The sequence below is a fragment of the Rhizobium fabae genome (assembly GCF_003985135.1).
Taxonomy (GTDB): Bacteria; Pseudomonadota; Alphaproteobacteria; order Rhizobiales; family Rhizobiaceae; genus Rhizobium; species Rhizobium pisi.
On the sequence record NZ_ML133658.1, the window covers coordinates 56,614 to 77,067 of the forward strand.

Genomic DNA, 20,454 nt, shown 5'->3' on the forward strand with positions numbered 1-20,454 from the left:
ATGAGAAGATCGACTGCGATGGCCTACCAGGCGAGATCCAGCCGGTCCAGCCCGTGGAAATGGTAGACGTCCTTGACCACCGGCGTCTTGGCCAGTCTTAAGCCCGCAAGCCGTTCGAACAGGATCGGCAGCACGACATTGAGCTCCAGCCGTGCCAGCGGCGCGCCGATGCAGAAGTGGATGCCGGCGCCGAAGGAGAGGTTTGCGGCCTCATTCCGATCGGGACGGAAGGTGAGGGGATCGGTGAACTTTGCCGGATCGAGATTGGCGGCGGCGAGGATGAGGCTGACCTTGTCGCCGCGCTTGAAGGAGACGCCGTCGATTTCGACGGGTTCCAGCGCCCAGCGCTGGAAGATATGGACAGGCGCGCCGATGCGCAGAGACTCCTCGACGGTGCACTCGGTTGCTGTTTCGTCGCGAAAAAGTTCAGCTGGATCGTAGCCGCTAACCAGAATGATGCGCACGGAATTACCGATCTGATGGACTGTCGCTTCATGGCCGGCATTGAGCAGCACGATGGTCGTTGAAACAAGTTCGTCTTCCGTCAGGTACTGGCCCTTGTGCTCTGTATGGATCATATGCGTCAGCAGGTCGTCACGCGGTTCGGCCCGGCGCTCGGCAATGACGGTCTTCACATAATCGGAAAATTCCCGTGCCGCCTGCTCCGCAGCATCTTCGTCTGCGCGGGTGCGCCCGAACATGTACATGCGGACATAAGCATGCGACCACTTGAGGAGCTGCGGTCCCATTTCTTCGGGAATGCCGATCATGCGGGCGATCATCGTCACCGGGATGATGTCGGCAAAGGCCGAGAGCAGCTCGACTTCGCCCTTGTCGGCAAAGCCGTCGATCAGTCTATTTGCGAGCTCCTCCAGCTCCGGCTTCATCTTCTCGACATGGCGGGAGACGAAGGCGCGGTTGACGAGCGTGCGCAGCCGCGTGTGTTCCGGCGGCTCGAGTTCAAGCAGGGAATAGCGTTCCGAAAGATCGAAACTGGCAAGATGCGGCATCGGCTCGGCAAGGCCGAGTTCCTCGCGGCTGGCGATATGCAGGATCTGTCGGCCGAAGCGACGGTCGCGCAGCAGTGCGTTCACGTGGTCGTAACCGGTGAAGAACCACTGCTTCTGCTCGCTCCAATAGAAGGTCGGGCAATGGGCGTGAAGCGCCGCATAGACAGCATTCGGATTGCCGTAAAAGGCCGGGTTGCGGGCGTCCAGCGAGACATGGCGGCTGGTGCGATCGATCGAGAGGAAGGGCGGTATCGTCATGCTTCGAGGCTTAGCGGATTTGCCGGGCCTCGGAAAGATGGACGTGAGGGGCGGTGATGGAACATTGCGTGTAGGGCGGGCTCCATCACTTTAAAATTTCAGTCTAACCCAGAGAATCGATTCCGATTTTCGGGGTCGATGCGCTAGCCGGCCCTTGAGAGCTGGCCCATGCGCCGGAGCGCCTCGACCTGGTCGTCGACGGTCGGCACGAGTTCGCCTGCAGTGTTGTCCGGCGTCGCCGGCGCCGGCGCTGCAGTCTCCGCTTCGCCGAAAGTGACCGTGCAGTTGCGGCCGGCGCCTTTCGCCGCATAGAGCGCCCGGTCGGCGGCCGAGATCAGCTTGTCGATATTGGCTTCGATCGAGGAGGCGAGCGCGATGCCGATGCTGACCGTTGCAGGAACGATCGCCTCGCCGGTGCTGACGGGAAGACGGCAGAATTCGGTGCGAATCGCCTCGGCGATCGCCTCGGCTTCCGTCTGGTCGGCGACGTCGGCGAAGGCCGCGAATTCCTCGCCGCCCATGCGGCCGAAGATGTTGTTCGGAATGTACTGGCGGGCCATGCGGGCAAACGCGGTCAGCACGGCGTCGCCGGACTGGTGGCCAAAGCGGTCGTTGACGCGCTTGAAATGGTCGAGGTCGAAGAGCATGACCGCGACCTGGCGCTGTTCAATGTGGGCTCTTTCCTGGATGGCGCCGAAATAGCCGAGCAGGCCCCGGCGGTTGAGCACGCCGGTCAGCGCGTCGGTCAAGGTCAGCGCGCGCAGGTGGCGTTCGGAACGCTCCATGATCAGCCGGCAAGTGAACGCAAAGGCGATGGTGAGCAGGAAGGCGCTTGCCATGGCGGAGGCGCCGGCGAGATTGGTTGCGTCGATCTCGCTCGGCAGCGTCAGCGCCATCGTCAGCGCCGAGCCGAAGCACAGGCAGCCCTGAATGACGAAGACGCCCATCAGCTTGACGCGGGTGCGCTCGCGGCGCATGTCGCCTGCAGCAACCGCCATGGCGAGCGCTGTGGCGCCTGTCGCGGAAGCGAGGTTGTAAAGCACGACGCGGTTCGAATAATCATCGTTGACCCAGGGCAGGAAAATCCCGGCCAGCCAGATGACCGGCGGCAGCAGCGCCCACCATTCGATCCTCTTATGCTCAAGCGCAAGGAAGCCCGCCACCCAGGCACTTTGGCCGAGTAGCGCGATGGCATTGCCCGCCTCGATGGAAAGCACGCTCGGGATTTGGCCGCGCAGCGAGATCATCGCAAAGCCGATGCCGGTCAGAAGGAAACCGAAGCCCCAATAGAGATAGGCCTCGTTCCTGACGTTGTGACGCCAGGCGACGAAGAGCACCAAAGCGAGCGTCATGGCCTCCGAACACCAGATGGCGAGACCTGTAGCGATATTGAACACGGCGGCAAACCCCTCGTCTGTCGGCCTTTTCTGTTGGCCTGCATCCTTGCCGAGGAAGTTCGCCACTTTCTTAATGCCGCTGCACTGCGGCATGGATTTGCGCCGATATCTGCCGGTAGGCTTTCCGTTGGGTAAACGTGTGTGAGCACTGCCGAATGGAGTAAGCCTTTCTTCATCCTGTCACGGAGAAAAGCCGGGGGAGACGTTGCCGAGGGCTCGCCGTTAACAGGCGTTTTGGCGAAAGAGGCTACCAGGAGCCGGAAACGGAGCCGTCTTGCCCGCCTTCTTAACGTTATCCTCATGCGTGTCTTGAAGAGAAGGGCCGGGACACTCTATGTAGGGGTAAGACATTTTCTTTGATTCCCGGCGCCGGCCGGCGAGACGTTGACAAAGGACGCACATGAGAAACCCAGTCGATACCGCAATGGCCCTCGTGCCGATGGTCGTGGAACAGACCAATCGCGGTGAACGCTCCTATGACATCTATTCCCGCCTGTTGAAGGAGCGCATCATCTTCCTGACGGGTGCCGTCGAGGATCACATGGCGACGCTCGTCTGCGCCCAGCTTCTCTTCCTCGAGGCCGAAAACCCGAAGAAGGAAATCGCGCTCTACATCAATTCGCCCGGCGGTGTCGTTACCGCAGGCATGGCGATCTACGATACGATGCAGTTCATCAAGCCCGCGGTTTCGACTCTCTGCATCGGCCAGGCCGCGTCCATGGGTTCGCTGCTGCTTGCCGCCGGCCACAAGGACATGCGCTTCGCCACCCCGAATTCCCGCATCATGGTGCACCAGCCTTCGGGCGGCTTCCAGGGCCAGGCCTCGGACATCGAGCGCCACGCCCGCGACATCCTCAAGATGAAGCGCCGCCTGAACGAGGTCTATGTCAAGCACACGGGCCGCACCTACGAGGAAGTTGAAAAGACGCTCGATCGTGACCATTTCATGGATGCCGACGAGGCCCAGGGTTGGGGCGTGATCGACAAGGTTCTGACCTCGCGCCTCGAAATGGAAGGTGAACAGGCCTAGTAATTAATTGGGATGGTGTTTTCCTCGCCACAGTTCTATCCCATTTGTGATTGAACAAGGGCTTTCATGCGGCGACGAAGACGCTAATAGTAACTATTAATGCTATGTTGAATTTTTATGACATAGCATTTGGCATTCGAAGGGGAATTCGTTGCCGCCGGAACCCGGACAGGATTGAATGGGCCCGGTTCGTAGCCCCTGAAGCCCTTCTCGGCAAAGGCTCCGGAGACGGAGTGCCGCCAGGAGCTGATTGAGTGGACCGCGATTTCGCGTTGAAATGCGGCGTGCTGGAAGGAAAGTGATATGAGCAAGGTCAGCGGCAGCAACGGCGGCGACAGCAAGAACACCCTCTATTGTTCGTTCTGCGGAAAGAGCCAGCACGAAGTCCGGAAACTGATTGCCGGACCGACCGTGTTCATCTGCGATGAATGCGTCGAATTGTGCATGGACATCATCCGCGAGGAGAACAAGTCCTCGATGGTCAAGTCCCGTGACGGCGTTCCGACGCCCCAGGACATCATCAAGGTCCTCGACGAATACGTCATCGGCCAGCGTCAGGCGAAGAAGATCCTGTCGGTCGCCGTTCACAATCACTATAAGCGCCTGGCGCACGCCTCCAAGAACGGCGAAGTCGAGTTGGCGAAGTCGAACATCATGCTTGTCGGCCCGACTGGCTGTGGCAAGACCTATCTTGCCCAGACGCTCGCCCGCATCATCGACGTTCCCTTCACCATGGCTGACGCGACGACGCTGACCGAAGCCGGCTACGTCGGCGAGGACGTCGAAAACATTATTCTGAAGCTCCTGCAGTCGGCCGACTACAACGTCGAGCGTGCGCAGCGCGGCATCGTCTACATCGACGAAGTCGACAAGATCTCGCGCAAGTCCGACAACCCGTCGATCACCCGTGACGTTTCGGGCGAGGGCGTGCAGCAGGCGCTGCTGAAGATCATGGAAGGCACGGTCGCTTCCGTTCCGCCGCAGGGCGGCCGCAAGCATCCGCAGCAGGAATTCCTGCAGGTCGACACGACGAACATCCTGTTCATCTGCGGCGGCGCATTCGCCGGCCTCGACAAGATTATCTCTGCCCGCGGCGAGAAGACTTCGATCGGTTTCGGCGCGACCGTCAAGTCGCAGGACGACCGCCGTGTCGGCGAGGTCCTGCGCGAGCTGGAGCCGGAAGACCTGGTCAAGTTCGGCCTCATCCCGGAGTTCATCGGCCGTCTGCCGGTTCTGGCGACGCTCGAGGATCTCGACGAGGACGCACTGATCCAGATCCTGTCCGAGCCGAAGAACGCGCTGATCAAGCAGTATCAGCGACTGTTCGAGATGGAGGATGTGGAGCTGAACTTCCACGAGGACGCTCTTCGCGAAATCGCCCGCAAGGCGATCACTCGAAAGACCGGCGCCCGCGGCCTTCGCTCGATCATGGAGAAGATCCTGCTCGACACGATGTTCGAGCTGCCGACGCTGGAAGGCGTACGCGAGGTCGTCATCTCGGAGGAAGTGGTGCGCGGTTCTGCCCGTCCGCTCTACATCTATGCCGATCGTCAGGAAGAAAAGGCCAACGCTTCCGCGTGACCTTGTGACTTTCACACGATTATTTTGAGGGGCTTGCCGTCGGCGAGCCCCTTTCTATTTGAAAAACCATGCGAGGCGCTGTTAGTATTTTTCGCATGGGAACCGCGATTGCCTTTGTCGATATTGCGCAAGGGGCGGTGCTTGGCAAAGATGCAGTGATTCCGTAAGCGTATTGCTGGCGTTTGTATTTTAGCCAGGTCGGAAGTGGTAAGCGCCGGTCCAGCCACGCGCTTCATAGTGTTGGCGTTCCGTTGTAATACAGCTGTCACATCCGGGGAACGCGGGCGTTAGCGTGGCTTGAAAAGCGTAGTCAGAACCTCCACTTGTAGGCCAAGTGAGAGTGCCGGCCGGTCCCAAGCGGCCGTGCAGAGAGCCCGGCAACGGGACGATGGAAAGGACATAAAAATGACGAAGAAAACGTCTGTAGCGAGCAGCACTGCCTACCCTGTTCTGCCCCTGCGCGACATCGTGGTTTTCCCGCATATGATCGTGCCGCTGTTCGTCGGACGGGAAAAGTCGATCCGTGCGCTCGAAGAGGTCATGGGTTCCGACAAGCAGATCATGCTGGTGACGCAGATCAACGCCAGCGACGACGATCCGGATCCTTCCGCGATCCACAATGTCGGCACCGTCGCAAACGTATTGCAGCTGCTCAAGCTGCCGGACGGCACCGTGAAGGTTCTCGTCGAAGGCCGCGCGCGCGCCGAGATCGACGCCTATACCAGCCGCGAGGATTTCTACGAGGCGCTCGGCCATGTGCTCGAGGAGCCGCATGACGATCCGGTCGAACTGGAAGCGCTGTCGCGCTCGGTCGTTTCCGAATTCGAGAGCTACGTAAAGCTCAACAAGAAGATTTCGCCGGAAGTGGTCGGTGCCGCCAGCCAGATCGACGACTATTCCAAGCTCGCCGATACGGTCGCCTCGCATCTGTCGATCAAGATCACCGAGAAGCAGGAAATGCTGGAGACCACCAGCGTCAAGGCTCGCCTCGAAAAGGCTCTTGGCTTCATGGAAGGCGAGATCTCGGTTCTGCAGGTCGAAAAGCGTATCCGCTCGCGCGTCAAGCGCCAGATGGAGAAGACCCAGCGCGAATACTACCTCAATGAGCAGATGAAGGCGATCCAGAAGGAACTCGGCGACGGCGAGGAAGGCCGCGACGAGATGAGCGAACTGGAAGAGCGCATCTCCAAGACCAAGCTGTCCAAGGAAGCCCGTGAAAAGGCCGATGCGGAGCTGAAGAAGCTGCGCCAGATGAGCCCGATGTCGGCCGAAGCCACCGTCGTGCGCAACTATCTGGACTGGCTGCTCGGTATCCCCTGGGGCAAGAAGTCGAAGATCAAGGCCGATCTCAACAATGCCGAGAAGATCCTCGAAGCCGATCACTTCGGTCTCGACAAGGTCAAGGAGCGCATCGTCGAATATCTCGCCGTGCAGGCCCGCGCCACCAAGATCAAGGGCCCGATCCTGTGCCTCGTCGGCCCTCCGGGCGTCGGCAAGACCTCACTTGCCCAGTCGATCGCCAAGGCGACCGGCCGTGAGTATGTCCGCATGGCGCTCGGCGGCGTTCGCGACGAAGCCGAAATCCGTGGTCACCGCCGCACCTATATCGGCTCGATGCCCGGCAAGGTCATCCAGTCGATGAAGAAGGCGAAGAAGTCCAACCCGCTCTTCCTGCTGGACGAAATCGACAAGCTCGGCCAGGACTATCGCGGCGATCCGTCTTCGGCTCTGCTCGAAGTGCTCGATCCGGCGCAGAACTCGACCTTCATGGACCACTACCTGGAAGTCGAATACGACCTTTCGGACGTGATGTTCATCACGACGGCGAATACGCTGAACATTCCGGCGCCCCTGATGGACCGCATGGAGATCATCCGTATCGCCGGCTACACCGAGGATGAAAAGCGCGAGATCGCCAAGCGGCATCTGCTGCCGAAGGCCATCAAGGAACATGCGTTGCAGCCGGAAGAGTTTTCGGTCAGCGACGACGCCCTGATGGCGATCAGCCAGCAGTACACCCGCGAGGCCGGTGTCCGCAGCTTCGAACGCGAATTGATGAAGCTCGCCCGCAAGGCGGTGACCGAGATCATCAAGGGCAAGACGAAGTCCGTTCATGTGACGGCCGCCAACATTGCCGACTATCTGGGCGTTCCGCGCTTCCGCCATGGCGAAGCCGAGGGCGAGGATCAGATCGGTGTCGTGACCGGTCTTGCCTGGACAGAAGTCGGCGGCGAGTTGCTGACCATCGAAGGCGTGATGATGCCGGGCAAGGGCCGCATGACGGTCACCGGCAATCTGAAGGACGTGATGAAGGAATCGATCTCGGCAGCGGCCTCCTATGTCCGCTCGCGCGCCGTCGATTTCGGCATCGAGCCGCCGCGCTTCGACAAGAGCGACATCCACGTGCACTTGCCGGAAGGCGCGACGCCGAAGGATGGTCCCTCGGCCGGCGTCGCCATGGCGACCGCCATCGTCTCGATCATGACCGGCATCCCGGTGAGCAGGCATGTGGCCATGACCGGTGAAATCACCCTTCGCGGCCGCGTGCTGCCGATCGGCGGTCTCAAGGAAAAGCTGCTTGCAGCGCTTCGCGGCGGCATCAAGAAGGTGCTGATTCCGGAGGAAAACGCCAAGGACTTGGCGGAGATTCCGGACAACGTGAAGAACAACATGGAGATCATCCCGGTATCCCGCATGGGCGAGGTGATCAAGCATGCGTTGATCCGCCGGCCGGAGCCGATCGAGTGGGACGGCACGGTGGAAACACCGGTCATTGCATCGGTCGAAGGCCTTGATGATACAGGCGCAACCATAGCGCATTGAGTGGCGCTTGCCACATTTATGCCCAATTGGCGCAAAAGACGCGAAAAGGCTGGCGGAAACGCCAGCCTTTTTTGTGAAAACGTCATGGAGACGCTTGCTTTTCCTTGATTTGCAGGGCTTTTGGGTTTTCGGCGGGCCTGATGAAACCTATTCGGCGCCTAGCTTACATTGAGTCGTTTCATACCATTTAGAAAGGGGTGGAAACATGAACAAGAATGAACTCGTGTCCGCAGTAGCCGAAAAGGCTGGACTGACGAAGTCTGACGCGGCTTCCGCTGTCGATGCGGTTTTCGACGTTGTACAGGCTGAACTCAAGAACAAGGGCGACATCCGCCTCGCGGGTTTCGGTAGCTTCACTGTTTCTCATCGTGCCGCAACGAAGGGCCGCAACCCGTCGACCGGCGCTGAAGTCGACATTCCCGCACGTAACGTGCCGAAGTTCACGCCCGGCAAGGGCCTGAAGGATGCCGTCAACGGCTGATTAGATAGTCCGCCAGCCGTACACGAGAGCGGTTGCGCAGGATTTTTGAGGGGTTCGGCATCGCCGGACCCCTTTTCGTTTGCTCCCTGCAACGCTTTGTTCTACGAACGAAACCGTTCTCAGGGCGGGGTGAAAGTCCCCACCGGCGGTAAGGGCTGCGGCTCGAGCCCGCGAGCGCCTTCCGGAGCCTCGGCGAGGGAAGGGTCAGCAGATCCGGTGCAATTCCGGAGCCGACGGTATAGTCCGGATGAAAGAGAATGAGCATGGCCGCGTGCGGGCAGGGAACTGTCGGCGTTTGCGTGCCGTTGGCTCATGCGTCCTGATTTGTGTTAGTCCCTGTTCAGGATCGAAGACATGAATCAGAATTCCCTTGCAGTCTCGCAATCCCGCGCCTTTGCCGGCGCCGCTTTCATGGTGCTTGGAGGCGTGGCCTTCTCGCTCCTCAACGTCGTCACCCAGTGGCTGACCATGGAGCTCGCCTTTCCCTCGGCCTCTACGGCTTTCTGGCAATATGCCTTCGCCTTCCTCTTTTCCTTGCCTTTCCTGCGCAAGGCCGGCCTTTCGGCAATGCGCACCAAATATCCGTGGCGGCATGTCGTGCGCGTTGTCTTTGCCGCGCTCGGTGTCGAGGCCTGGGTTTCGGGCCTTGCCTCGGTGCCGATCTGGCAGGCGATCGCACTCGTCATGACCTCGCCCTTCTTCATCATCCTTGGCGCGCGACTGTTTCTCGGCGAACGTGTCGGTTCGGCGCGATGGGCGGCAACGGCCGTCGGCTTCGCCGGCGCGATGATCATCCTCCAGCCATGGTCGGACAGCTTCACCTGGGCCGCATTGCTGCCTGTTCTCTCAGCGCTGCTCTGGGGCGCCTCGTCGCTCATCACGAAGAGCCTGACCGGTATCGAGAAGCCGGAGACGATTACCGTCTGGCTGCTGGTGCTGCTGACCCCAATCAACGGCGGTCTGGCGCTTGCCGCGGGCTTTGCGGTGCCGACGGGTGCGGCGCTCGCGCTCTTCCTGCTGGCGGGCCTCCTGACGGTCGTGGCGCAATATCTGCTGACCCTTGCCTATGCCAGCGCCGATGCCGCCTATGTGCAGCCGTTCGACGATCTGAAGCTGCCGCTGAACGTGCTCGCCGGCTGGCTGTTCTTCGGCTATGCGCCGGCCGGCTACCTTTGGCTGGGGGCAGCACTCATTCTTGGCTCGTCGCTCTTCATCATGAGGAACGAGATGCGCCGGGAAAGGGACGCAGCCTGACGCAAGCCCTCTGAAATGTCGCTCCGGACTTGCGTCCGGCGCGCGTGGAACGATGACGAGAATCGATGAAACGCAAATGGCCGGGCGAAAACCCGGCCATCTGCGTTTCGGCTATTTGTTCTCGAGTGTCGACGCCTACCAGCGCTGATGCACATGCGGGGCGATCAGCCGCTCGTAGATCTCGCGCGTTGCCGCCATGACATCGGCCGAAAGCGGCGCGAGGTCGGCAGCGGCGGCGTTGGCCTTGGCCTGCTCGGCATTGCGGGCGCCGGGAATGACGACGGTGACGGCATCGCTCATCAGGATCCAGCGCAACGCAAAGGTGGCCATGGTCGCCCCTGCCGGAACGAGCTTGCGCACTTCCTCGACCGCCTGAAGGCCGACGTCGAAGGGAACGCCCGCGAAGGTCTCGCCGACATCAAAGGCTTCGCCGTGGCGGTTGAAGTTGCGATGGTCATCATTGGCGAATTGGGTGTCGCGGGTAATCTTGCCGGAGAGCAGGCCGCTTGCGAGCGGCACGCGGGCGATGATCGCAACGTTCCTGCGGCGCGCTTCCTGGAAGAACAGGTGATCCGGGCGCTGGCGGAAGATGTTGTAGATGATCTGGATGCTAACGACGCCGGGATATTCGATCGCCTTCAATCCGTCCTCGACCTTTTCGACGCTGACGCCGTAACCCTTGATCTTGCCGGCCTTCTGCAGCTCGTTCAGTCTCTCGAAGACTTCAGGCTGGTAAAGCACTTCACGCGGCGGGCAGTGCAACTGCATGAGGTCGAGGCTGTCGACGGCGAGATTCTCAAGGCTACGGTCAATGAAGCCTTCCAGATTGGCCTTGGTATAGCCTTCGGCGACATGCGGGTTGAGGCGCCGGCCTGCCTTGGTGGCGACCATCGGGCGTTCTCCGCCGCGCGCCTTCAACACGTCGGCGATGATCTTTTCGGAGCGGCCGTCGCCGTAAACGTCGGCTGTGTCGATGAAGGTCATGCCGGCATCGAGCGCGGCATTCAGCGCCGCGCGTCCGTCCACCTCGCTGATATCGCCCCAGGATCCGCCGATCTGCCAGGCGCCGAAGCCGACATTGGTGACGGTGAAAGGCATGCGGCCGAAAGCATGGTGTTTCATGAAAAGTCCTCCCTACTGCTTGTCGCCTGGAAGCGTGCAGCGACGACATGCACAAAAACAAAGAGCCGACGCGTCGCATAAATCAAGCACGATGCGGTGCGCATTAGCGATGAAAGACCCCGGACTATCAGGCAGGCGACTGCGCGGCAATTGACGATCCGGCTTTGATCGGTCGCCTCGATGAAATATCGTCGCGTTACAAGGCTTCAACCGCAATGGATGGAAAAGGAAAGATCATGGAGATCACACCCGCCGGCTCTCGCCCCTCGATGAAGGCGCCGGCCGACTATTTCACCGGCGCCGTTCGCCAGGACCCGCTGATGGAAGCGCCGGCGCCGGCTCGGGTGAGGGCAACCTCCGTCACCTTCGAGCCTGGCGCCCGCACGGCCTGGCACACACATCCGCTCGGCCAGACGCTGATCGTTACATCAGGCAAGGGACTCGCCCAGAGCTGGGGCGGGGAAATCCGCGAGATCAGGATCGGCGACACGATCTGGTTCGCGCCGGGCGAAAAACATTGGCACGGTGCTGCTCCGGACACGGCAATGACGCATATCGCCATCCATGAAGCGCTGGATGGCAGTGTCGCAGACTGGTTGGAGCAGGTGAGCGACGAACAATATTCCGGCAAGGAGTGAAGCGGTTCAGAGCCGCTTCAGGCAATAGGAAAAATGCGCGTGCGATTCGACCGTCAGGAACTCGAATTGCCAGCCATAATCCTTGCAGAACTTGGTAACCGCCTCGACGACGCCGTAGACGATCGGCTTGACGGTGTTGCCGGTGCAGAAATCATGCCCGGCAATGCGTCCCGTCCGCTTCACCTTCTTCTCGCAGAGTAGGAGTTCCTGCCAGGTGAGCTCGAAGGAATGGTCGGTATCGATATAGGCCCAATCGAGAAAATCGTCCTCGAATTCCGCAAGTTTTTCGAGCGATGTGCCCTGCATCAGATGCAGCCGGCCGGCCTCGATCTCGGCCGCGAACTTCGTATGGATCGAATCGAGGCCGGAGCTGTAGCGATCCATCGACCAGGGATCGATGAGGTAGAGCTGGGCCGGCCGGTTCTTTTCCAGGATCTCCGCCGTATATTCGCCGAAGGCCGCTCCCACCTCGACCCCGATGCCGCCGTTCGGGATGCGGTAGAGCAATTCGCCGCGGTCCGGCAGCAGACGGGCGTTTTCCATATGATGGGCGCTGAGGGGAGTGCGCGGCATGTTCGCCCGGAGCGCCTGCCTTTCTTCACGTGTCTTCATCTCTGATCTCGGGACTGCGGGCGACTGACGGCCCTGATGCGGTTCGAGGGGAACGTAGGAGCAGCCGACGCCGATGACAACCGCATGACAGGAATTTGCTTCTTTCGAGCAAAGCGTTAAGTTTCATCTGCAAACCGGCACAGAGCCCTGGGAGGAGCGATTCATGAGACGGATGTGGCCTGACGAATTCAATGCCATCATTGACGATGCCGAAGAGGTGGTGCTGGAATCTCCCGCAGAGCCAGGTGAAGCGCCGCTGCGCCGCAAAGCGCTGAAGGCACGCATTGCCATGGAGGATTACGAGCGGATCTGGCCGCTCGCCGAGATGCGCTTCCGGCTTGGCGAAGGAAATTTCTCGGGCAAGGCGATCACGCTGATCACCACCAATCCCCATTACCACGCCTGGCATCCGAAGGACGGCGGCAGTCTCGAGGCTGTGTCGGACAGCGGCCGCCACTACAAGAAGGATTATATCGTCGTCCACTTCCTGCTGGACGACGTGAGGGAAACATCCCCCGCCTGACAGGCTGCGATGGCGGTGCGGCCACAAGCCGCACCGCCACTATCTGGAAGCCAAGTTGATCCCGACGCTGATGACAATGGCGGCGATATCGCTAAGTTTGGCGAACATGTTCCTATAAAATTGGAGGCTCCCGTGACGGGCAATGTGCTGGATATCCCTGTCAAAACAGTGGACGGTCGCGAAACCACGCTCAACGAATACAAGGGTAGAGTGCTCCTGATCGTCAATGTCGCCTCGAAATGCGGGCTCACGCCGCAATATGACGGGCTCGAAAAGCTTTATGAGGAAAAGCGCGAGCGCGGTTTCGTCATCGCCGCTTTCCCTGCCAACGACTTCAAGGGCCAGGAGCCCGGCACCGACGCCGAGATCCTCGACTTCTGCACCCTGACCTATGACGTCAAATTCCCGATCTTCTCGAAAATTTCGGTCAAAGGCGAGGCCCAGCACCCGCTCTACAGGCAGCTGACCAAATCGGGCGTGAAGACAACAGGCGACGGCCCGATGCGTGAACGCCTGAAATCCCACGGCATATCGGGCGACGAAGACGATATCCTCTGGAACTTCGAAAAATTCCTGATCGGCCGCGACGGCAAAATCGCCGCCCGCTTCGCGCCTGACGTGACGGCGGATGATTCGCGGCTGGTCTCGGCGGTGGATAAAGAACTGGCGAAGGGGTGAATGATGGGGCGAGCACCACCGAATAAGGGATGCTCGTTACCCCGATCACGCTCTCACAGCTGAGTCGGAGAAAATGAGAACGCGCATCCGGCAGTGTTCATGCGCTTCCGGATTGCGATGACTTGTCTGAGCAGGATCTTCAGATTCCAAGCCAGGTCACAAGTGGGGGCGTAAAGTCCTTGAAGCCCACTCTCGGCCAGTCGCACTTTCTGTCAAATCTCGTCTTTGGTTCATGGCGCTGGCATTGCGGATTCGTCTTGAACGCATATCCGGGCAGGGTGACATATCTGGCAGTTGGCGTGCAAAGGGCAATCGCGATGCACAGCGTCAATACGGAGCGCAGGGTCCTCATGGCACACCTCCAGGCGTCGTAGCCTTTGAGCGCGGAGACTTTCCGGGCGGCGAATTCTCCCACTTTTGCCGGCCGCCATCCATTCGCCCAATAGGAGGTAGCGGCATGGCGGAGGGAGTAGTCCGTTCTGGTGGAGCGCTAGCTTTCGAGCGGCGCACATCTGAAGCTGCTTAGGGGAAAAAGAAATGGTGGGCGATGAGAGACTCGAACTCCCGACATCCTCGGTGTAAACGAGGCGCTCTACCAACTGAGCTAATCGCCCATCGCAAACGAAGCCGCATCGGCCCGCCGCGTTGGTGGCCGTGATCTATGCGGATCGCGGCAAAACCGCAAGAGTGTTTGTGAAGATTTTTTGATTTTTTTGCCGGTGATCCTGTGTCCGGCGATGCCCAACAGGCTCGCACCGGCTGTGGATAAAGGGGAGGGGGAAGACGCGGGCATATTCGTTTGGACTGCGTCGTCGCCTTCGATCGGGTGCCGGCGCGGCAGCGGGCAAGGGAATTGCAGGCTTTGCCGAAACAATTCAACGACTGTCATGGTTTTGTCTCCAAACCTGCTTGACACTAAAAGGCGAACCCCGTAGTTAGCCGCTCATCGAAACGGGCAGCCGTTTCGGAGAGGGTGCGAAGGCATCCGGATTGCTTGAAATGAAGTGCGGGTGTAGCTCAGTCGGTTAGAGTGCCGGCCTGTCACGCCGGAGGTCGCGGGTTCGAGCCCCGTCACTCGCGCCATTTCAAAGCCGGCGATATTCGCCGCCGTCCGGCTCTTCCGTCCGTTATGCGCGGGTGTAGCTCAGTCGGTTAGAGTGCCGGCCTGTCACGCCGGAGGTCGCGGGTTCGAGCCCCGTCACTCGCGCCATTTTCTCCTGAAAGCCATGCAGTTTCCAGCGGTCAGCCATGCGCCTTCAGGCGGCTTGCGTGGATTTGTCGCGACATCGTTGCATCTGCTTGATAATGTCCGCGCGCACTCGTCGAATTGCCTCTGTATAAAGTCTTGCGCCGGGGCTTCGGCTGCGCTAACCACGGCTTGTTGCAACGCACGTTCGCTTGCCGGGCATTTGCCCATATGCGCCGCCTGGCGCCGCCGGCAAGCAGGGATGAACATGATGACTGAACTGCTCAGTTCCTATATTCCGATCGCCATCTTTATCGGTATCGCGCTTGTTATTGGCCTGGCGCTGCTCATCGCGCCGTTTGCCGTGGCTTTCAAAGCGCCCGATTCGGAAAAGCTCTCGGCTTACGAATGCGGCTTCAACGCTTTCGACGACGCCCGCATGAAGTTCGACATCCGCTTCTACCTCGTGTCGATTCTCTTCATCATCTTCGACCTCGAAGTCGCCTTCCTCTTTCCCTGGGCCGTTTCTTTCGGCGCCATCGGCTGGTTCGGCTTCTGGTCCATGATGGTCTTCCTTCTCGTGCTGACCATCGGCTTTATCTATGAATGGAAGAAGGGAGCCCTGGAATGGGAGTAGCCCCTGTGAGCAATCAACCGCTCGTCGCCCAGCAGCCGAAAGGGATCATCGATCCTTCGACCGGTAAGCCGATCGGCAGCAACGACGCCTTCTTTGGCGAGATCAATAACGAGCTCGCCGACAAGGGTTTTCTCGTCACGTCGACCGACGAACTGATCAACTGGGCCCGTACCGGCTCGCTGATGTGGATGACCTTCGGCCTTGCCTGCTGCGCTGTCGAAATGATGCAGCTGTCGATGCCGCGTTATGACGTCGAGCGTTTTGGTTTTGCGCCGCGCGCCTCGCCGCGCCAGTCCGACGTGATGATCGTCGCCGGCACCCTGACCAACAAGATGGCGCCGGCGCTGCGCAAGGTCTATGACCAGATGCCCGAGCCGCGCTACGTCATCTCGATGGGCTCCTGCGCCAATGGCGGCGGCTATTATCACTATTCCTATTCGGTGGTGCGCGGCTGTGACCGCGTCGTGCCGATCGACATTTACGTGCCGGGCTGTCCCCCCACGGCTGAGGCGCTGCTCTACGGCGTGCTTCTGCTGCAGAAGAAGATCCGGCGCACCGGCACGATCGAACGCTAAGGGTTAAGGACAAGGCATATGAGTGAAGCCCTGACAGAGCTTGCGTCCTACCTTGGCGAAGCGCGCGGCAACCTGATCGCCGCTTCGCAGATGAAGTATGGCGAGCTGACGCTGACGGCAACGGGTGAGAACGTGATCGCGCTTCTGACCTTCCTGCGTGACGACGCCAAATGTGGTTTCGTCAACCTGATCGATATTTGCGGCGTCGACTGGCCGCAGCGCGAGCTGCGTTTCGACGTGGTCTATCATCTGTTGTCGCCGAAGAAGAACCTTCGCATCCGCGTCAAGGTCGCAACCGATGAGGACACGCCGGTTCCGTCGGCCTGCGCCGTCTATCCCGGCGCCGACTGGTTCGAGCGCGAAACCTGGGACATGTACGGCGTGCTCTTCACCGGCCATCCGGATCTGCGCCGCATCCTGACCGACTACGGTTTCGAAGGCCACCCCCTGCGCAAGGACTTCCCGACGACAGGTTTCGTCGAGGTCCGTTACGACGATGCGGCAAAGCGCGTCGTTTACGAGCCGGTCGAGTTGAAGCAGGAATTCCGCAACTTCGACTTCATGTCGCCCTGGGAAGGCACGGATTATGTGCTTCCTGGCGACGAAAAGGCGAAACAATAAAATCCAAGGCGGCTGACAGGCACTGCGCCCGTCATTCACTGGTTATCTGAGAACGCGAGCCATCGCCATGACCGAACATAACGTCCGCAACTTCAACATCAATTTCGGGCCGCAGCATCCGGCGGCGCACGGCGTTCTTCGTCTTGTCCTGGAGCTTGACGGCGAAATTGTGGAACGCGTCGATCCGCATATCGGCCTGCTGCATCGCGGCACCGAGAAGCTGATCGAGACGAAGACCTATCTTCAGGCAGTGCCCTATTTCGATCGCCTCGACTATGTCGCGCCGATGAACCAGGAACATGCCTATGCGCTGGCCGTCGAAAAGCTGCTCGGCATCGAGATCCCGATCCGCGGCCAGTTGATCCGCGTTCTCTATTCGGAAATCGGCCGCATCCTCTCGCATCTGCTGAACGTCACGACTCAGGCCATGGACGTCGGCGCGCTGACGCCGCCGCTCTGGGGCTTCGAAGAGCGTGAAAAGCTGATGGTGTTCTATGAGCGCGCCAGCGGCTCGCGCATGCACGCCGCTTATTTCCGTCCGGGCGGCGTCCACCAGGATCTGCCCGAAAAGCTCGTGCAGGACATCGGCGATTGGTGCGACCCGTTCCTGAAGGCGCTTGACGATATCGACAACCTGTTGACCGGCAACCGCATCTTCAAGCAACGCAACGTCGATATCGGCGTCGTCTCGCTGGAAGATTGCTGGGCCTGGGGCTTCTCCGGCGTCATGGTGCGCGGTTCCGGCGCTGCCTGGGATCTGCGCCGCGCGCAGCCCTACGAATGTTATTCCGATCTCGAATTCGACATCCCGATCGGCAAGAACGGCGACAACTACGACCGTTATCTGATCCGTATGATCGAGATGCGCGAATCGGTCCGCATCATGAAGCAGTGCGTCAACCGCCTGCTCTCGGATGCGAAGACCGGTCCTTTCTCGTCGATCGACGGCAAGGTCGTACCGCCGAAGCGCGGCGAGATGAAGCGCTCGATGGAAGCGCTGATCCACCATTTCAAGCTCTATACCGAAGGTTATCACGTGCCGGCCGGCGAAGTTTATGCAGCCGTCGAGGCGCCGAAGGGCGAGTTCGGCGTCTATCTCGTCTCCGATGGCAGCAACAAGCCCTATCGCTGCAAGATCCGCGCTCCCGGTTATGCGCATCTGCAGGCGATGGACTTCATGTGCCGCGGCCACCAGCTTGCCGACATCGCGGCCGTCCTCGGCTCGCTCGACATCGTCTTCGGTGAGGTGGATCGCTGATGCAGCGTCTGCCGCTCGTCGTCGCAATGCTCCTTTCGGCATCCGGGGTTTCGGCTCAGGAGACCGACACCCTCGGCACGCCGCTGGGGCATAAGGAAGTGACGCCGCCGGCACAGCAATCGTCCATGGGCGAGCTTTTGTCCAAGGGCTATCAGATCAAGGCTGCCGTCCCGAACGGCAGCAAATTCGTAGTGTTTATGCAGAAAGACCAGTCGGCCTATGCCTGCGAAATGCAGTCTTTGACCGCTTCGCGGTGTGGAACCCTAAACTGACAAGGCGTGAGGAAGAATGTCCGTTCGTCGATTAGCCGAAGATCAATTTCAGCCTGCCGCATTCGCATTCAGCGATGAGAATGCGGTCTGGGCGGACAAGACGATCCAGAAATACCCCGCCGGCCGCCAGCAATCGGCGGTCATTCCGCTGTTGATGCGGGCGCAGGAGCAGGACGGCTGGGTCACGCGCGCGGCGATCGAGAAAATCGCCGACATGCTGGATATGGCCTACATAAGAGTGCTCGAGGTCGCGACCTTCTACACGCAGTTCCAGCTGCATCCTGTGGGAACACGCGCCCACGTCCAGGTCTGCGGCACGACGCCTTGCATGCTACGGGGCTCGGAAGCGCTGATGTCGGTCTGCAAGAGCAAGATCCATGCCCATACCTTCGAGCGCAATGCCGAAGGCACGCTGTCCTGGGAAGAGGTCGAATGTCTCGGGGCCTGCGTCAACGCCCCGATGGTGATGATCGGCAAGGACACCTACGAGGACCTGACGCCCGAGCGTCTCGAAGAGATCATCGACGCCTTTGCCGCCGGGAACGGCGCAAGCGTCAAGCCCGGCACCCAGATCGACCGGATATTCTCGGCACCTGAAGGCGGGCCGACCTCGCTGACGACGGAAGAGCCGAAGGCAAGGACGCGCGCCAAGAAGACGGATGCCGAAGCCATTTCGGCTCCTGTCGACGGCGCTCCGGTTCCGCCCTCCGAGGCTGCCCGCCCGAAGAGCACTGACGCGGAAACCAATGCCGCCCTGAAGACGCCGGCAACGGCGCCGAAGGCTGCGGCGAAGAACGCAAAGGCTGCCCAGGAGCAGCCGATCTCCGGCACCGCGCTTGCGGAACCAGCGCCTGCGGCTGCGGTCAAGGCGGAAGCAGCTCCGGCGGCAAAGCCCAGCCTGACCGACAAGAACCGTCCGTCCGGCATCGAGAAGCCGGCTGCGCCGGATGATCTGAAGATGATTTCAGGCGTCGGTCCGAAGATCGAGGCGACGTTGAACGAAATCGGCATCTTCACCTTCGCACAAGTCGCAGGCTGGAAGAAGGCCGAGCGCGAATGGGTCGATGGCTACCTGAATTTCCGCGGCCGCATCGAGCGAGACGACTGGGTCAAGCAGGCCAAGGCGCTCGCCAAGGGCGGTGAAGCGGAATATATCAAGGTCTTCGGCAAGAAGCCGCGGTAAGAGGTGAAGCATGTTACAAGATAAAGACCGCATCTTTACCAACATCTACGGCCTCAAGGACAAATCCCTGAAGGGCGCGATGAGCCGCGGCCACTGGGACGGCACCAAGCACATCCTCGAAAAAGGCCGCGACTGGATCATCAACGAGATGAAGGCATCCGGCCTTCGCGGTCGCGGTGGCGCCGGCTTCCCCACCGGTCTCAAATGGTCCTTCATGCCGAAGGAAAGCGACGGCCGCCCGCATTATCTCGTCGTCAACGCCGACGAATCCGAGCCCGGTACCTGCAAGGACCGCGACATCATGCGCCACGATCCGCATACGCTGATCGAAGGCTGCGTCATCGCAAGCTTCGCCATGGGCGCCAATGCGGCCTACATCTACGTGCGCGGCGAATATATAAGAGAGCGCGAAGCGCTGCAGGCGGCGATCGACGAGTGCTATGATTACGGTCTGCTCGGCAAGAACAACAAGCTCGGCTGGGACATGGACATCTACGTCCATCACGGCGCCGGCGCCTATATTTGCGGCGAAGAAACCGCGCTGCTCGAAAGCCTCGAAGGCAAGAAGGGCCAGCCGCGCCTGAAGCCGCCATTCCCGGCCAATATGGGTCTCTACGGCTGCCCGACGACGGTCAACAACGTCGAATCGATTGCTGTTGCACCGACGATCCTGCGCCGCGGCGCCGGCTGGTTCTCGGCCATCGGTCGCCCGAACAATGTCGGCACCAAGCTGTTCATGCTCTCCGGCCACGTCAACAAGCCGTGCACGGTCGAAGAGGAAATGGGCATCACCTTCCGTGAGCTGGTCGATCGCCACGCCGGCGGCATCCGCGGCGGCTGGGACAACCTGCTCGCCGTCATTCCGGGCGGCGCATCCTGCCCGATCGTTCCGGCCAAGGACATTATCGACTGCCCGATGGATTTCGACGGCCTGCGCGGCGTCGGCTCCTCCTTCGGCACGGCCGCCGCAATCGTCATGGACAAGTCCACCGACGTTATCAAGGCAATTGCCCGTATCTCGGCCTTCTTCAAGCACGAGAGCTGCGGCCAGTGCACGCCCTGCCGCGAAGGCACGGGCTGGATGTGGCGCGTGATGGAGCGCATGGCCAAGGGCAATGCCCAGAAGCGCGAAATCGACATGCTGTTCCAGGTGACGAAGCAGATCGAAGGCCACACCATCTGTGCGCTCGGCGACGCCGCCGCATGGCCGGTGCAGGGTCTGATCCGTAACTTCCGCCCCGAGATCGAAAAGCGCATCGACCAGTATACGGCAAGCGCGCTCGATCACGGCGCGGTTCTGGAGGCGGCTGAGTAA

General features: G+C 60.5%; 21 protein-coding genes, 3 tRNA genes and 1 riboswitch. Of the genes, 17 read left to right on the forward strand and 7 right to left on the reverse strand.

Annotated features, from left to right (window positions below):
• Positions 1-23 precede the first annotated feature (23 nt).
• Both EFB14_RS25795 and EFB14_RS25800 read right to left on the reverse strand, forming a co-directional pair.
• Entirely contained in the window at positions 24-1,268 is a 1,245-nt protein-coding gene (locus tag EFB14_RS25795; RefSeq protein WP_126829421.1) for a cytochrome P450, read from the reverse strand.
• Between the two features lie 143 nt (positions 1,269-1,411).
• Entirely contained in the window at positions 1,412-2,665 is a 1,254-nt protein-coding gene (locus EFB14_RS25800) for a GGDEF domain-containing protein (protein WP_126829491.1), read from the reverse strand.
• A gap of 400 nt (positions 2,666-3,065) precedes the next feature.
• Here EFB14_RS25800 and clpP point away from each other — a divergent pair, with 400 nt between their 5' ends.
• From clpP to EFB14_RS25825, 5 genes are all read left to right on the forward strand, one after another.
• Positions 3,066-3,695 (forward strand): ATP-dependent Clp endopeptidase proteolytic subunit ClpP, encoded by a 630-nt coding sequence (clpP, locus tag EFB14_RS25805; RefSeq protein ID WP_003573944.1) that lies wholly within the window; start codon positions 3,066-3,068, stop codon positions 3,693-3,695.
• Between the two features lie 303 nt (positions 3,696-3,998).
• A complete protein-coding gene (gene clpX, locus EFB14_RS25810) occupies positions 3,999-5,276 on the forward strand; it encodes an ATP-dependent Clp protease ATP-binding subunit ClpX (RefSeq protein WP_125849133.1) in 1,278 nt (425 codons plus the stop codon).
• A 405-nt stretch (positions 5,277-5,681) separates the two neighbouring features.
• The gene (lon, locus tag EFB14_RS25815) at positions 5,682-8,099 is read left to right on the forward strand and encodes an endopeptidase La (RefSeq protein ID WP_125849135.1); all 2,418 of its coding nucleotides are present in this window, start codon (positions 5,682-5,684) and stop codon (positions 8,097-8,099) included.
• 205 nt (positions 8,100-8,304) lie between these two features.
• The gene (hupB, locus tag EFB14_RS25820) at positions 8,305-8,580 is read left to right on the forward strand and encodes a DNA-binding protein HupB (RefSeq protein ID WP_003558438.1); all 276 of its coding nucleotides are present in this window, start codon (positions 8,305-8,307) and stop codon (positions 8,578-8,580) included.
• Between the two features lie 111 nt (positions 8,581-8,691).
• Positions 8,692-8,843: riboswitch (FMN riboswitch) on the forward strand.
• A gap of 82 nt (positions 8,844-8,925) precedes the next feature.
• Positions 8,926-9,834, forward strand: a complete 909-nt coding sequence (locus tag EFB14_RS25825; protein WP_425375429.1) for a DMT family transporter — start codon at positions 8,926-8,928, stop codon at positions 9,832-9,834.
• Between the two features lie 135 nt (positions 9,835-9,969).
• Here EFB14_RS25825 and EFB14_RS25830 read toward each other — a convergent pair whose 3' ends face one another.
• Complete coding sequence (locus tag EFB14_RS25830; protein WP_126829423.1) at positions 9,970-10,956, reverse strand: aldo/keto reductase; 987 nt, start codon at positions 10,954-10,956, stop codon at positions 9,970-9,972.
• 215 nt (positions 10,957-11,171) lie between these two features.
• On the opposite strand from EFB14_RS25830, the gene EFB14_RS25835 reads away from it, so the two are divergent.
• Positions 11,172-11,594: a (R)-mandelonitrile lyase gene (locus EFB14_RS25835; protein WP_126829424.1), complete on the forward strand. Its 423-nt coding sequence runs from the start codon at positions 11,172-11,174 to the stop codon at positions 11,592-11,594.
• A gap of 6 nt (positions 11,595-11,600) precedes the next feature.
• Here the strand turns inward: EFB14_RS25835 and EFB14_RS25840 are convergent, their stop codons facing one another.
• The gene (locus EFB14_RS25840) at positions 11,601-12,206 is read right to left on the reverse strand and encodes a class I SAM-dependent methyltransferase (protein WP_126829425.1); all 606 of its coding nucleotides are present in this window, start codon (positions 12,204-12,206) and stop codon (positions 11,601-11,603) included.
• A 163-nt stretch (positions 12,207-12,369) separates the two neighbouring features.
• Here EFB14_RS25840 and EFB14_RS25845 point away from each other — a divergent pair, with 163 nt between their 5' ends.
• Both EFB14_RS25845 and EFB14_RS25850 read left to right on the forward strand, forming a co-directional pair.
• The gene (locus EFB14_RS25845; RefSeq protein WP_126829426.1) at positions 12,370-12,729 is read left to right on the forward strand and encodes a hypothetical protein; all 360 of its coding nucleotides are present in this window, start codon (positions 12,370-12,372) and stop codon (positions 12,727-12,729) included.
• A gap of 132 nt (positions 12,730-12,861) precedes the next feature.
• Positions 12,862-13,407: a glutathione peroxidase gene (locus EFB14_RS25850; RefSeq protein ID WP_126829427.1), complete on the forward strand. Its 546-nt coding sequence runs from the start codon at positions 12,862-12,864 to the stop codon at positions 13,405-13,407.
• Positions 13,408-13,546: 139 nt separating this feature from the next.
• Here the strand turns inward: EFB14_RS25850 and EFB14_RS33830 are convergent, their stop codons facing one another.
• The 3 genes from EFB14_RS33830 to EFB14_RS25865 all read right to left on the reverse strand — a co-directional run bounded on the left by EFB14_RS33830 (position 13,547) and on the right by EFB14_RS25865 (position 14,296).
• On the reverse strand, positions 13,547-13,759 hold the full coding sequence (locus EFB14_RS33830) for a hypothetical protein (protein ID WP_125849153.1): 213 nt from the start codon (positions 13,757-13,759) through the stop codon (positions 13,547-13,549).
• Between the two features lie 186 nt (positions 13,760-13,945).
• Positions 13,946-14,021, reverse strand: a tRNA-Val gene (locus tag EFB14_RS25860).
• On the reverse strand, positions 14,012-14,296 hold the full coding sequence (locus EFB14_RS25865) for a hypothetical protein (RefSeq protein ID WP_125849155.1): 285 nt from the start codon (positions 14,294-14,296) through the stop codon (positions 14,012-14,014). The genes EFB14_RS25860 and EFB14_RS25865 overlap by 10 nt, the downstream gene beginning before the upstream one ends.
• Before the next feature lie 117 nt (positions 14,297-14,413).
• Between EFB14_RS25865 and EFB14_RS25870 the strand changes: the two genes are divergently transcribed.
• The 9 genes from EFB14_RS25870 (at position 14,414) to nuoF (ending at position 20,454) form a co-directional block, all read left to right on the forward strand.
• Positions 14,414-14,490, forward strand: a tRNA-Asp gene (locus EFB14_RS25870).
• A gap of 50 nt (positions 14,491-14,540) precedes the next feature.
• A tRNA-Asp gene (locus tag EFB14_RS25875) sits at positions 14,541-14,617 on the forward strand.
• A 244-nt stretch (positions 14,618-14,861) separates the two neighbouring features.
• On the forward strand, positions 14,862-15,230 hold the full coding sequence (locus tag EFB14_RS33035) for an NADH-quinone oxidoreductase subunit A (RefSeq protein ID WP_164737584.1): 369 nt from the start codon (positions 14,862-14,864) through the stop codon (positions 15,228-15,230).
• Positions 15,221-15,805: a NuoB/complex I 20 kDa subunit family protein gene (locus EFB14_RS25885; RefSeq protein WP_125849159.1), complete on the forward strand. Its 585-nt coding sequence runs from the start codon at positions 15,221-15,223 to the stop codon at positions 15,803-15,805. Before EFB14_RS33035 ends, EFB14_RS25885 begins: the two co-directional genes overlap by 10 nt.
• Before the next feature lie 18 nt (positions 15,806-15,823).
• Entirely contained in the window at positions 15,824-16,426 is a 603-nt protein-coding gene (locus EFB14_RS25890) for an NADH-quinone oxidoreductase subunit C (RefSeq protein WP_126829429.1), read from the forward strand.
• Between the two features lie 67 nt (positions 16,427-16,493).
• Positions 16,494-17,684, forward strand: coding sequence for an NADH-quinone oxidoreductase subunit D (locus EFB14_RS25895; RefSeq protein ID WP_125849163.1), 1,191 nt, complete (start codon positions 16,494-16,496; stop codon positions 17,682-17,684).
• Entirely contained in the window at positions 17,684-17,956 is a 273-nt protein-coding gene (locus tag EFB14_RS25900; RefSeq protein ID WP_126829430.1) for a hypothetical protein, read from the forward strand. Before EFB14_RS25895 ends, EFB14_RS25900 begins: the two co-directional genes overlap by 1 nt.
• A 16-nt stretch (positions 17,957-17,972) precedes the next feature.
• Positions 17,973-19,139: an NADH-quinone oxidoreductase subunit E gene (locus tag EFB14_RS25905; RefSeq protein ID WP_125849167.1), complete on the forward strand. Its 1,167-nt coding sequence runs from the start codon at positions 17,973-17,975 to the stop codon at positions 19,137-19,139.
• Between the two features lie 10 nt (positions 19,140-19,149).
• Positions 19,150-20,454, forward strand: a complete 1,305-nt coding sequence (gene nuoF / locus EFB14_RS25910; protein WP_125849168.1) for an NADH-quinone oxidoreductase subunit NuoF — start codon at positions 19,150-19,152, stop codon at positions 20,452-20,454.

Bases quoted from the DNA above. Each gene is read 5' to 3' on its own strand.
- EFB14_RS25885 (WP_125849159.1), top strand. From the start codon at position 15,221: ATGGGAGTAGCCCCTGTGAGCAATCAACCGCTCGTCGCCCAGCAGCCG.
- EFB14_RS25865 (WP_125849155.1), bottom strand. From the start codon at position 14,296: ATGACAGTCGTTGAATTGTTTCGGCAAAGCCTGCAATTCCCTTGCCCG.
- clpP (WP_003573944.1), top strand. From the start codon at position 3,066: ATGAGAAACCCAGTCGATACCGCAATGGCCCTCGTGCCGATGGTCGTG.
- EFB14_RS25840 (WP_126829425.1), bottom strand. From the start codon at position 12,206: ATGAAGACACGTGAAGAAAGGCAGGCGCTCCGGGCGAACATGCCGCGC.
- EFB14_RS25900 (WP_126829430.1), top strand. From the start codon at position 17,684: ATGCAGCGTCTGCCGCTCGTCGTCGCAATGCTCCTTTCGGCATCCGGG.
- EFB14_RS25835 (WP_126829424.1), top strand. From the start codon at position 11,172: ATGGATGGAAAAGGAAAGATCATGGAGATCACACCCGCCGGCTCTCGC.
- lon (WP_125849135.1), top strand. From the start codon at position 5,682: ATGACGAAGAAAACGTCTGTAGCGAGCAGCACTGCCTACCCTGTTCTG.
- nuoF (WP_125849168.1), top strand. From the start codon at position 19,150: ATGTTACAAGATAAAGACCGCATCTTTACCAACATCTACGGCCTCAAG.
- EFB14_RS33830 (WP_125849153.1), bottom strand. From the start codon at position 13,759: ATGAGGACCCTGCGCTCCGTATTGACGCTGTGCATCGCGATTGCCCTT.
- EFB14_RS33035 (WP_164737584.1), top strand. From the start codon at position 14,862: ATGATGACTGAACTGCTCAGTTCCTATATTCCGATCGCCATCTTTATC.
- EFB14_RS25890 (WP_126829429.1), top strand. From the start codon at position 15,824: ATGAGTGAAGCCCTGACAGAGCTTGCGTCCTACCTTGGCGAAGCGCGC.
- EFB14_RS25895 (WP_125849163.1), top strand. From the start codon at position 16,494: ATGACCGAACATAACGTCCGCAACTTCAACATCAATTTCGGGCCGCAG.
- hupB (WP_003558438.1), top strand. From the start codon at position 8,305: ATGAACAAGAATGAACTCGTGTCCGCAGTAGCCGAAAAGGCTGGACTG.
- clpX (WP_125849133.1), top strand. From the start codon at position 3,999: ATGAGCAAGGTCAGCGGCAGCAACGGCGGCGACAGCAAGAACACCCTC.
- EFB14_RS25905 (WP_125849167.1), top strand. From the start codon at position 17,973: ATGTCCGTTCGTCGATTAGCCGAAGATCAATTTCAGCCTGCCGCATTC.
- EFB14_RS25830 (WP_126829423.1), bottom strand. From the start codon at position 10,956: ATGAAACACCATGCTTTCGGCCGCATGCCTTTCACCGTCACCAATGTC.
- EFB14_RS25795 (WP_126829421.1), bottom strand. From the start codon at position 1,268: ATGACGATACCGCCCTTCCTCTCGATCGATCGCACCAGCCGCCATGTC.
- EFB14_RS25845 (WP_126829426.1), top strand. From the start codon at position 12,370: ATGAGACGGATGTGGCCTGACGAATTCAATGCCATCATTGACGATGCC.